Origin of the sequence: Kribbella koreensis, from assembly GCF_039525325.1 — a bacterium.
In the GTDB taxonomy this organism is placed as follows: Bacteria; Actinomycetota; Actinomycetes; order Propionibacteriales; family Kribbellaceae; genus Kribbella; species Kribbella koreensis.
Map to the genome: position 1 here is coordinate 229,048 of NZ_BAAAHK010000021.1, position 10,924 is coordinate 239,971.

General features: G+C 67.8%; 12 protein-coding genes. 3 read left to right on the forward strand and 9 right to left on the reverse strand.

The genetic code is table 11. From position 1 onward, the window contains the following. Positions 1–13: 13 nt before the first annotated feature. The 6 genes from ABD116_RS37765 to ABD116_RS37790 all read right to left on the reverse strand — a co-directional run bounded on the left by ABD116_RS37765 (position 14) and on the right by ABD116_RS37790 (position 4,439). Positions 14–1,321, reverse strand: a complete 1,308-nt coding sequence (locus ABD116_RS37765; RefSeq protein WP_343982216.1) for an erythromycin esterase family protein — start codon at positions 1,319–1,321, stop codon at positions 14–16. A 99-nt stretch (positions 1,322–1,420) separates the two neighbouring features. Continuing rightward, positions 1,421–1,861, reverse strand: coding sequence for an SRPBCC family protein (locus ABD116_RS37770; RefSeq protein WP_343982219.1), 441 nt, complete (start codon positions 1,859–1,861; stop codon positions 1,421–1,423). Positions 1,862–1,894: 33 nt separating this feature from the next. Next, a complete protein-coding gene (locus ABD116_RS37775; protein WP_343982223.1) occupies positions 1,895–2,209 on the reverse strand; it encodes a hypothetical protein in 315 nt (104 codons plus the stop codon). 9 nt (positions 2,210–2,218) lie between these two features. Then, a complete protein-coding gene (locus ABD116_RS37780; RefSeq protein ID WP_343982226.1) occupies positions 2,219–3,061 on the reverse strand; it encodes an alpha/beta fold hydrolase in 843 nt (280 codons plus the stop codon). Beyond that, positions 3,058–3,594, reverse strand: coding sequence for an anthrone oxygenase family protein (locus ABD116_RS37785; RefSeq protein ID WP_343982229.1), 537 nt, complete (start codon positions 3,592–3,594; stop codon positions 3,058–3,060). Before ABD116_RS37785 ends, ABD116_RS37780 begins: the two co-directional genes overlap by 4 nt. Next, positions 3,591–4,439, reverse strand: a complete 849-nt coding sequence (locus ABD116_RS37790) for an NAD(P)H-binding protein (RefSeq protein WP_343982232.1) — start codon at positions 4,437–4,439, stop codon at positions 3,591–3,593. The genes ABD116_RS37785 and ABD116_RS37790 overlap by 4 nt, the downstream gene beginning before the upstream one ends. A 92-nt stretch (positions 4,440–4,531) precedes the next feature. Between ABD116_RS37790 and ABD116_RS37795 the strand changes: the two genes are divergently transcribed. Continuing rightward, on the forward strand, positions 4,532–5,473 hold the full coding sequence (locus ABD116_RS37795; protein ID WP_343982234.1) for an AraC family transcriptional regulator: 942 nt from the start codon (positions 4,532–4,534) through the stop codon (positions 5,471–5,473). Between the two features lie 28 nt (positions 5,474–5,501). Here ABD116_RS37795 and ABD116_RS37800 read toward each other — a convergent pair whose 3' ends face one another. The 3 genes from ABD116_RS37800 to ABD116_RS37810 all read right to left on the reverse strand — a co-directional run bounded on the left by ABD116_RS37800 (position 5,502) and on the right by ABD116_RS37810 (position 8,590). Continuing rightward, positions 5,502–6,452 (reverse strand): hypothetical protein, encoded by a 951-nt coding sequence (locus tag ABD116_RS37800; protein ID WP_343982237.1) that lies wholly within the window; start codon positions 6,450–6,452, stop codon positions 5,502–5,504. A gap of 4 nt (positions 6,453–6,456) precedes the next feature. Beyond that, positions 6,457–7,167, reverse strand: a complete 711-nt coding sequence (locus tag ABD116_RS37805; protein WP_343982239.1) for a dienelactone hydrolase family protein — start codon at positions 7,165–7,167, stop codon at positions 6,457–6,459. Between the two features lie 187 nt (positions 7,168–7,354). Further along, positions 7,355–8,590: an MFS transporter gene (locus ABD116_RS37810; RefSeq protein ID WP_343982242.1), complete on the reverse strand. Its 1,236-nt coding sequence runs from the start codon at positions 8,588–8,590 to the stop codon at positions 7,355–7,357. Between the two features lie 82 nt (positions 8,591–8,672). On the opposite strand from ABD116_RS37810, the gene ABD116_RS37815 reads away from it, so the two are divergent. Next, a complete protein-coding gene (locus ABD116_RS37815) occupies positions 8,673–9,560 on the forward strand; it encodes a LysR family transcriptional regulator (protein WP_343982245.1) in 888 nt (295 codons plus the stop codon). Positions 9,561–9,684: 124 nt separating this feature from the next. Next, positions 9,685–10,761, forward strand: coding sequence for an ABC transporter ATP-binding protein (locus ABD116_RS37820; RefSeq protein ID WP_343982248.1), 1,077 nt, complete (start codon positions 9,685–9,687; stop codon positions 10,759–10,761). Positions 10,762–10,924: the final 163 nt, after the last annotated feature.

Below are 10,924 nucleotides of genomic sequence, written 5' to 3' on the forward strand. Positions count from 1 at the left end.
TTCTTCTCACGCCTCAGAAGCGGAGATGCGCTGCCGAGACCTGGTTGAGGTGGATGAGCAGGTCGTAGCTCGCGCCGAGCCTGATCGGCAGATCCGGGGTCGGGTAGCCGGTGCCGATGTCGCGCGTCGGACGGCGTACGTCGAGCCAGGCGCGAGTGCTGGCCGGCAGGCGGCGCAGGTCGACCAGATAGTCGCGGTACGGGACCTTGTCGAGCGTGTACTCGTTGTTGCCCGGCGCCGCCGACGGCAGCGTGAAGGTCTTCAGCTCGCCGGTCGAGATGTCTTGGGAGTTGAAGGATCCGTGATCGAAGGACGTCCCGATGGTGAGGTAGTCGCGCCCGAGCTGCTCCCACAGGAACGTGCCCTGGGCCTTCGGGTAGTCGGCCGGCGATCCCGTCTCTAGCGCGATGTGCCCGTTGTGCGCCGACAGCACCACCTTCGCGCCCGTGGTGCGTGCCCACCAAGCGGTGTTGGCCGCCATCGACTCGTCACGGAAGTACATCGCCTTCGGCAGTTCCTTCGGGTCCGTGACGTCGAAGGAGAAGAACTTCGTCATCTGCCAGATCGCCCGAGCGTGCTGCGCCGCCCAGGTCCGCTCGGGGCTGACTGGCAACGACTCGACCAGTACTACGGCCCGCTGGGCGGCCGCCGCGAGCTTGACGCGCTCGGCGAGCGGCTTGGTGAGGTACGCCGTGCTCCAGGCCTCGTACTCGGCGTCGGAGCGGATACCGGCGTACAGGCGCTTGATGTCGTTGAGCCGTGTGGGGCTGGTCTTGCCGACGTAGCCGATGACGCGGTCGAGCAAGGCGGGGCTCGCGTAGCCGAGGTCGTCGCCGACAAAGTGCAGCTTGCGCGCATGGGTGCGGTTGTAGGAGCGCATCCACTCGATCAGGTCGAGGTACTCCTGCGCATTCCAGAACTTGTACGACCCCTGGAAGTCGCGACGCATGATCTCGCGCGGATCGCCGACCCCGCTGACGATGTACCGGTCGAGGTCGAGCCCGGTGCTCCACGACGCCTCGAGGGCGAAGGTGGTGAACCCCTTCCTCTCCACCAGCTCGCGGAAGATCTTGTGTTTGAGCGTGAAGAACTCACTCGAACTGTGCGTCGCCTCGCCGACGCCGACCACGCGAGCGTTGCCGACCATCGCGACCAACGGCCGCAGATCGCGCAGGCCGCTGTCAGCATCAGTACTACGAATAGGTTGCGCCGCACGGGTGAGCGCAGGCACGGGGTCGGCCGGCGCAGCGGTCGCGGTGATCGTCGATAGAGGCAGCGCCGCCGCAACAACCAGCGCGGGGAGTGCCAGGAGCCGCTTCATCAGGATCCTCCGGGGAGTCGGAATCAGGTACTCCCAACCCTGTCCGTCCGAACTCCCCCACCCCATCCAGCAGCCACCCCAACCGGGGTGACCCAGGCTCTACCCTTCGAGCTTCTCCAGCGCGGTACGCATGCCGGCTTCGGCCTCGTCGCCGAGCTTTTTGAACTGGGTCTTGAAGAGCGGCTCGATCAGCCGGGTGACGCCCTTGAACTCGAACTCGGCGCGGTAGGTGACCTCGGTGCCGCCGCTCTCGGTGGCGCGGAACGTCATCGTGTCGAGGGCGGTGACGGTCTTGTTCTCGCCACGGAGCTGGAAGACCCGGCCGGGCTCGAGCTGCTGCACGACGTACTCGAGCTCGGTCTCGCGGCCGGCGAAGGACGACTTGTTCCGGTACTTCGTCCCGGGCCCGCCGTCGCCTTCCAGCTTCACCGTCGACACTGTCCCGGGGTCCCACTCGGTGGTCGTCTCGAAGTCGGACAGGTAGGCGAAAACGCTCTCGACGGACTTCTCCACGGTGACAACGCGCTCGATGGTGATCACCCTCGTCACGCTACCGGTCCGCTCAACCAGAACTTATGCACCGACCCCGCGATCGGCCCGCCGAGCCAACTCGGTGAAGAACTCCCGGTACAGCGGCTCGTCGGCCGTCCGGATCTCGGCCATCGCGAGCAGTTGGCCGGGTGCGCTCGCGTAGAGCGGCTCGTCGAGTTGCTCGACGTTGCCGAAGTACAGGCGGCTCAGCCCTTTCTTGCGGTCCTCGACGCGGACCTTCGCCCACTTCACCGGCGTCCGGTACGAACCGATGATGCGCTTCCGCCGGAACAGCTCGAGGATCCCGCTCTCGACGTGCAGGTAGACGTCGTCGTGCTCGAACACCATCGGTTCCATGGGCGGAATCTAGTTCGTCGAGGTGATGGTGAGGATTTCCGGGATGGCGGTGTCCCAGGTGGGTCTGGGGATTTCGTGGCCGGCGCCTTCGAGGAGGACCAGGCGGGCGTTGGGGATCTCTCGGGCCAGGGCTTCGCCGTGAGCCGGGGGGAAGAGGGGGTCTTCGGTGCCGTGGAGGACCAGGGCCGGTACCGCGATTTCGGTGAGGCGGTGGCGGATCGAGCCGCCGGGGGCCACTGACCAGTGGTTCGTGGCCGAGGCGGGGTTGATGCTGCGGGCGAAGGCTTGTGCGTAGAGGGCACGGCGGGCGGGTTCGTCGTACGGGAGCGAACCGGCGTACAGGCGGTCGTCCGCGATCAGCCGGTCGAGGGCTGCTTCGGTGTCGGACCAGTCGATCGGGGTGTCGTCGGAGAAGCTGGCGCTGAGCTTCTCGCTCGGCGGCGGGAGATCGGGATCCGACGGGCCGCTGGGGCTGGTCGAGGAGACGGTGATGGAGGCGACGCGGTCCGGGTGCTCGACGGCGAGCTGCAGCACGATGGCGCCGCCCATCGACAGGCCGACGAGGTGCGCCTTGTCGATCTTCAGCGCGTCCAGGATGCCGATCGGGTCGGCGACCAGGTCCTCTCCCGTGTACTTCGGTGCGCCCGGCTCGTAGGTGGTCGACCGACCGGTGTCGCGGTGGTCGTACCGGATCACGTAGCGCGGGCCGGCCGCGAGGCGTTCGCAGAACTCGGGCTCCCAGTGGTCCATCGACGCGGATCCCCCGTGGATCAGCAGGATCGCTGGGTCCGCGGGGGATCCGAAGGTGTCGACACACAACTCGACGCCGTTCACAGGAAGGAGGCTCGTCATGCTCCGACGGTAGTAGTGGACGGGGCCGACGGATGCTGGGTTTCAAAGTTCTTCGAAATGCCGGCGTGCAGGGCCAGGGCGAACGCGACGACGGCGAGCGTGCTGGTGATGGCCCGGATGTTGTTGCTGGGGTTCCACTTGGACAGGTAGTTCAGCCATTCCGCCGCACCGGCCGCGGAGTGCGGGTCGACGGCGGCGAGCTGGTCGTTCAGCGGGATGTTGACGGCGAAGCTGAGCACGATCACGCCGACCAGGTAGAGGGCGGCGCCGGCCAGCACCCAGGACCTGCCCGGGGTGTTCTTCACGAAGGCGATGATCGTGAGTGCGACGCAGACCAGCGCGGTGCCGCAGAAGACCAGCAGGAAGAGCGGGTTCTGGATCCTGACGTTGATCAGGTTCATCGCGGTCGCGCCCTGCCCCGGCGGCATCCGCTCCAGCGAGCTCATCACCGCGGTACCGAAGGCGAAGAACAACCCGGCCATCAACGCGCTGCCGACGAGGGCGCTCAGGGTGAGGATCTTGGTGAGGTTCATACCGACCACACCCCGGTCTTCGCGATCTCGCGCGCCCAGTCCGCGAAGTCGCGGGGAGCCCGGCCGAGTACCTGCTGGACGCCGTCCGACACGTACTCCGAACGGTGGTTGCGGATCACCGCGAACAGATCGCGGACGGCCTCCGAGTCCTCGACCGTCTGCCCGTAGCTGACGAGTTCGGCGACGAAATCCGCTGGTTCGAGATCCACGTACTTCACCTGCCGGCCGGTGACCGTCGACAACACCGCGGCGACCTCGGCCAGGGTCAGCGTGCGCGGTCCGGACAGCGAGTACGTCTCGCCGGTGTGCCGCTCGTCGAGCAGCGCGGCCGCCATCACGTCACCGACGTCGTTGGTGTCGATCCACGCCTCGCCGCCGTCACCGGCCGCCACCCGGATCTCGCCGCCGAGCACGTAGTCGAACAGGAAGTCCTCGCTGAAGTTCTGCGCGAACCACGCGGGCCGGACGATGGTCCAGTCGGCGCCGCTCGCCCGGACCGAGTTCTCCAGCTCGACGCTGCTCTGGTAGACCGCGAAGTCACGGCCAGGGCTGCCGACGCCGCGACCGGACAGCAGCACCACGCGGCGCAGCCCTTCGGCCGCCGCCTGCTGGATGAATCGACCGGCCTGGGCCAGCCCGGTCGGGCCGACCGGCGGTGCCAGGTACGCCGTGTCGACGCCGGCCACAGTCGGCGACCAGGTGCTCTCGTCGTACCAGTCGAAGCGCTGCTCGCTCGACCGCGAGGCCAACCGGTAGGGGACGCCACGGGCGTCCAGTTGCTCTACGACGCGACGGCCGGTCTTGCCTTTGCCGCCGATGATCAGGAACGGGTTCGTTGTTGTCATGGCTCAAGTTCATCGCGGTTGAGTGAGACAAACCATGGTTGTCTGGTGCAATTCGATGTCTGAGAGTCTCAATCCGAAGTACGCTGGCCGACATGGACGTCCTCGATGACCTGCTCGCCGGCACCCGGGCCCGCGGTGGCGTGTTCAACCTGACGATCCTGGATCCGCCCTGGGGACTGGACATCGTCGACGAGGCGCCGCTCGCGCTGGCGACCCTGGTCCGTGGTTCGGCCTGGATCCTCCGCGGCGGTCAGCCACCGGTCCGGATGGAGGAAGGCGACGTCGCCGTGCTGTCCGGCACCGAGCCCTATGTCGTCGCCGACCAGCCGGACACCGTGCCGAATCTGCGGATCCACCCGGGCGGCATCTGCGAACCGTTGCCTGGGGCCCCTATCGACTACAGCGCCCGGCTCGGCGTCCGGACCTACGGCGGCCGCCCGGACGGTGAGGCGATGGTGGTCAGCGGCACGTACGAGCTCGAAGGCGATGTCAGTCGCCGCCTGCTCTCGGCCCTTCCACCAACTCTGGTGGTGCCGGCCGCGAATGTCGCGGGGCACGTGATGGATGTGGTGGTCGGCGAGATCCAGCGCGACGAGCCCGGGCAGCAGTCGGTGCTGGACCGATGGCTCGACCTCGCGTTGATCACCACGTTGCGCGCGTGGTTCGCCCGGCCTGAGTCGCATGCGCCGGGTTGGTACCAGGCGCAGAGCGATCCGGTGGTGGGGCTGGCGTTGCGGTTGCTGCATGAAGATCCGGCGCACCCGTGGAGCGTTGTCGAGCTGGCCGATCGCACAGGGGTGTCTCGGGCCAGCCTGGCTCGGCGGTTCAGTGGTTTGGTCGGTGAAGCGCCGATGGCCTACCTGACCGGGTGGCGGATCACGTTGGCCGCTGACATGTTGCGCGAGACGACCGACACGGTCGAGTCGATCGCGCGGAAGGTCGGGTACGCGAATGCGTTCGCGTTGAGCGTCGCGTTCAAGCGGGTCAGGGGCACGAGCCCAACCGCTCACCGTCGGGCGAGCACCGCGGCCTGACGTTTGCGCTCCGGCCTGGTCGAGACAGTCAGCGATTGAGGATCCAGGCGAGGTCGGTCGACGGGAGATAGGGCTCGAAGACGGGCGGCTCGGCGATGCGGTCCCACAGGTCGCCGGTGGTGCGCGACGGGAGGTAGGCGTTGACGAAGGCGCCGTGGTCGACGCTCACCAGGGTGGCCTCTACGGTCTTCACCCGGTCGGGGAATTCGGCGCGGAGTACGGACTCTGCGGCCGCGAACAGGGCCGGTAGCGTCGGCGGGTTCCCGCATGACGTCCGCAGCTGCCGGCGGTAGGAGTCGAAGGCCGGCCAGCCGGCTTGGAGGGCTCGGTCGAAGTCGAGTGGGTGGACGGCTTCGGCGTACGGGAGCTTTGCGGTGAGCAGGTGTTTGACCGCCCAGCTCTCGGGTGGCACGGGACCGGCGTCGACGAAGAGCCGGTCGGCCTGGACGAAGGTGGTGGCCAGGACGCGGGGGCTCGGGTCGGTGCGGTCGGCCTTGCGGTGATCCGTGTAGGTCGTCGAGCGGTCGGCGTAGTTGGGGATCAGATGGATGATTCCGGCGCGCAGCAAGGGCTCCGCGGTGAGGATGCGTTGGCCGAGCGCGGTCAGATCCGGCGTGTCGATGCCGAGCTGCATCTCGGTGTAGTTGCGCCGGCGTTTGGGGTCGAGCGTCATCGGATCGTCCAGTGGCGCCTGGTTGCTGCTCGCCACCATCAACGGATGGAAGGACCCCGGACGGTGGTCGGGCAGCACCAGGGTGTCGACGAGCAGCCGGGTGCGTTCGAGCAGCCAGGACTCGTCGGCGGCCGGTACGACGGAGACCGCGAACCGCTCGCCCTGCCGCCAGCGGAGTCCGTCCGGGCCGGTGATGAATCGCTTCGCGTACGCCTTGGCGACCAGCTCCGGAGTGGGGGCAGACCGCCGGAAGAAGCGGTTCATCCGGCGGCTCAGCGCGGGATTGCGGCTGTACCCCTGCGCCATCGGCTCAGGCGGTGGTGGCGTCGATGAACGCGAGCGCCTGCGGCCAGGAGAGCCGGTAGGCGTCGGCATTCACCGGGTCGCTCTGCCGGGAGCGATCGGTGTAACCGTGCGCGGCACCGGGGTAGAACTGGGTGATCGTCGCCCCGGTGTCCCGGCTCTGCAACGCCGTCTGCAGCGCTTCGAAATCGGCGACCGGTACGGCGGCGTCGGCGCCCGGGTAGGCGATCAGCACCGGCGCGGTGATGTTGATGGAGTCGGCGATCGCGTCGTACGAGTGGTTCGGCCGGAGCTCGGACGGAACCGTCGGGTGGAAGGCCACCACGTTCGTGAGCCGGTGATCCCTTGCCCCGAGCAACAAAGCGAACCGGCCGCCGAGGCACCAGCCGACCGTGCCGACCTTGGTGCAGCCGAGCTCACCGAGCAGGTGGTCGAGGAGCGCGACCTGCTCGGTGAGGGCGGTGTCGTCGTCCAGCCCACCGAGCAAGTCCCCAAGCTCGTCCCGGGTCGAGTTGTCCGTACTCCGGCCCTTGAACGGATCCCAGACCAGCGCGGTGGTCCCCCGCCCCGCCAGCTCGTCCGCCCACGCCCGGAGCTGCTCGCCGATCCCGGTGATCATCGGCAGCAACAACATGCCCGGCCCGGCCGTCACTCCGACCGGCCGGGCTAGGTATGCGCTCTGCTCTCCGACCTGTACCTGACTCGCGTCGATGTCCACGCGTCGGAGAGTAGGGCATGGCTGGCGGTTTCGTGCAGTCGCGAGGAGGTACTCGGTGCGGTAGCTCGGCGTGCTGGAGTGAAGGCCTCGATGTTTTTCCATCGTGGCCTTCACTCCAGTGCGCCGAGATGCCGTGCCGAGCACCCCGCAGCACGCACGAAACCGCCAGCCATGCCCGCGTCGACGATCAGGTGCGGTTGGCCTTCAACATCCGCTGGCCGGCGACGTTGACCAGGACGAAGATGATGGCAGAGAAGAGCAGCAGGGCGAGCTGGTCCGGGAGCAGGGCGACGCCGACGCCGACGGCGAGGACCGGGAGCGCGAGTCCGGCGTACGCGATCAGGAAGAGTGCGGCGAGCACCTCACCGCGCGAGCCGGGGTCGGCCAGCGAGGCCGCGGTCGCGACGGCGCCGCGGAAGACGAGGCCGACGCCGGCGCCGGCGATCACGCCGCCGATGACGAACAGCCAGAGGTTGGGGATCAGGCCACCGACTGCGACTCCGACCAGGCCGACCGACATCAGGACCAGGCCGAGCCGGAGCTGCTGCGGACGGCTGAAGCGTACGAACAGCACCTGGCTGGCCGCTCCCGCGATGAAGACCACGAACGTCACGACCCCGGCGAGCAACCGCGAGGTGTGGTGCAACGTGCCGGCCAGGAACGTCGGCGCGAGCGACGTGAACAGCCCGAAGATCGCGAACGCCGCAAACGCTCCGACCGCCGTGGCGAAGAACTGCGGCTTGGCGGCACTCGGCAACGCGACCCGCTGCGGCCGGTACGCCGGACGCTCCTCCAGCCGCTCGACCGTCTCGGGCACCAACGCGATCCCGAGCGCGCTCAGCAGCAACAGCACGAGGAACAACTCGTACGGACGATCCAGCGGCTTCGATCCGTACTCCGCGAGCAGCCCACCGACGAGCGGACCGAAGGCGAGCCCGCCCAGGTTCACCATCGACGAGATCAGCGCGGAGTGACTCGGGTCCTCGTCCGGCCGGGAGATCCGTCGCAGCTCGGACAGGTGAGCCGTCGCGGTCGCCGTCAGGACGCCGACACCGACACCGCTGATGAAGCGAGCCAGCAGCAGCCCGGGCACGTCCTGCCAGAGCAGGAAGATCACAGCGGCGAGCGCCTCGGTCAGTACTGCGAGCAGCGCGACCCGGCGACGGCCGAGCCAGTCGCTGACGTGGCCGGCCAGGTACAGGCTGACCATCACGCCGACCGCGTAGGCGGCGAAGATGACGGTGATCAGGAAGGTCGGGAACCCGTCCCGGCGCTGGTAGATGGCGTAGAGCGGGGTCGGGACCGTCGAGAACGCCATCGTGGTCAGAAAGGCGACGGCGATCATCCAGAAGCCGGCGCCGTGCGCGAAGTGCACGCGGGTACCGGCCTTGTCGAGCGAGCGGGGGCCGGAGAGAGTTGTCATGCTTCTAGGTTGCGCCGATTGATCTATCGAGTCCAACGAATCTTCTTGCACTGTCTTATCGAGGCTGGCGATAATTGGATCTGTGGACAGCAGACAACTGGAGTACTTCGTCGCCGTCGCGGAGGAGCTGAGCTTCACCCGGGCGGCGCAGCGGCTCTTCACCGTCCAGTCGACCGTGTCGGCGGCGATCCGGGCGCTGGAGACGGATCTGAAGACGACGCTGTTCGATCGGTCGACCCGGCGGGTGACGCTGTCGGATACCGGGGAGGCGCTGCTGCCCGAGGCGAAGGCTGCGCTGGAGGCGCTGGACCGGGCCCGCGCTGTGGTCGAGGAGGCGTCGACCGGGCTGCGCGGCAGCGTGCGGATCGGGACGATGACGAGACTCGGGCTGGTCGATCTGGCCTCGCTGCTGGGCGCCTTCTATCAGCGGTATCCGCTGGTCGACGTTCAGGTGACGACCTCACCGACGGGGTCGAGCGGGTTGGCCGACGATGTGCGGCACGGGCGGCTCGACGTCGCTTTGGTTGGGTTGAGCGCGGCGGAGCTGACGGGGCTGGAGCCGCGGGAGTTGGCGACGGTGCGGTTCGTCGTACTGGTGCCGGCTTCGCATCGGCTGGCCGGAGCGGATGCGGTTCGGCTCGAGGAGTTGGCCGGCGAGCGGTTCGTCGACATGCTGCGCGGGTTCGGGAATCGGACGGCGGTGGATCGGGCTTTCGATCAGGCCGGCATTCCCCGGCGGGTGCAGGTGGAGGTACCGGATCTGACAACCGTGCCGGACTACGTGCGGGCAGGGCTGGGAGTTGCCGTCGTACCGGAGATCGATCTGGAGGACGTGCCCGGCGTGGTCCGGCTGCGACTGGCGGGGACGGAGCTGGCGTGGACGTTGTCGGCGATCACCTTGAGCGGCAAACGGCCGAGCCGAGCCGTGACCGCGCTGCTGGATCTGATGGCGGCGTCGGTCCGGGCGTGACGCATGCCACTTTGTTGATACATCACCAACCCGACGTACGCTCGAAGTAGACACCCACTCCTGGGGGCCTTTGCTACGGATCGTCCGGCACGTTCCTGCCGGCGGAGGAAAGGAAGTCAGCGACATGGCCACTGTGTCGTTCAAGGGAGCAACCCGGGTCTATCCCGGCACCGAGATCGCCGCCGTCGACAAGCTCGACCTGGACATCCAGGACGGCGAGTTCGTGGTCCTGGTCGGACCGTCGGGCTCTGGTAAGTCGACCGCGCTGCGGATGCTCGCCGGGCTCGAAGAGGTCAACGAAGGATCGATCTACATCGGTGACCGCGACGTCACCAACAGTCCGCCGAAGGAGCGGGACATCGCGATGGTGTTCCAGAACTACGCGCTCTACCCGCACATGTCGGTCGCGGACAACATGGGCTTCGCGCTGAAGATGCAGGGCATCCACAAGGAAGAGCGGGTCAAGCGAGTTCTTGAGGCCGCGAAGCTGCTCGGCCTCGAGGAGTACCTGGAGCGCAAGCCGAAGGCCCTGTCCGGTGGGCAGCGTCAACGGGTGGCGATGGGCCGCGCGATCGTGCGTGATCCCCAGGTCTTCCTGATGGACGAGCCGCTGTCGAACCTCGATGCGAAGCTGCGGGTCCAGACCCGCACCCAGATCGCCGAGCTGCAGCACCGGCTGGGCGTCACGACCGTCTACGTCACGCACGATCAGATCGAGGCCATGACGATGGGCGATCGGGTAGCCGTCCTGAAGGACGGTCTGCTCCAGCAGGTCGACACACCGCTGAACCTGTACGACGCCCCGAAGAACCTGTTCGTCGCGGGCTTCATCGGGTCGCCGGCGATGAACCTGATCGAGGCGGAGATCGTCGACGGTGGCGCGATGATCGGCGACTACAAGGTGCCGATCGCCCGCGACCTGCTGGCCAAGGCCGGCGACGACAAGACGATCGTGCTCGGCATCCGGCCGGAGTCGTTCCATCTGGCCGACGAGGGGCTGGCGGTGAAGGTCTCGGTGATCGAGGATCTCGGCTCCGACGCCTACCTCTACGGCAGCGCCGTCCACACCGACGACCAGCAGATCATCGCCCGCGTCGGCACCCGCCTGCACGACGAGAAGGGCGCCATCGTCCACCTCGCCCCGCAGCCGGACAAGCTCCACCTCTTCTCGAAGTCCACCGAACTCCGCATCTCCGCCTGACCCCACCGCCCACCCGCCCACCATCTGAGGGGTTATCCCCTCAGACCCCCACCGCCCACCGCCCACCATCTGAGGGGTTATCCCCTCAGATGGTGGGTTGCCTAGCCGGATCCCAAGGGGGCAACCCACCATCTCAGGGGTTAACCCCTCAGATGGTGGGGCG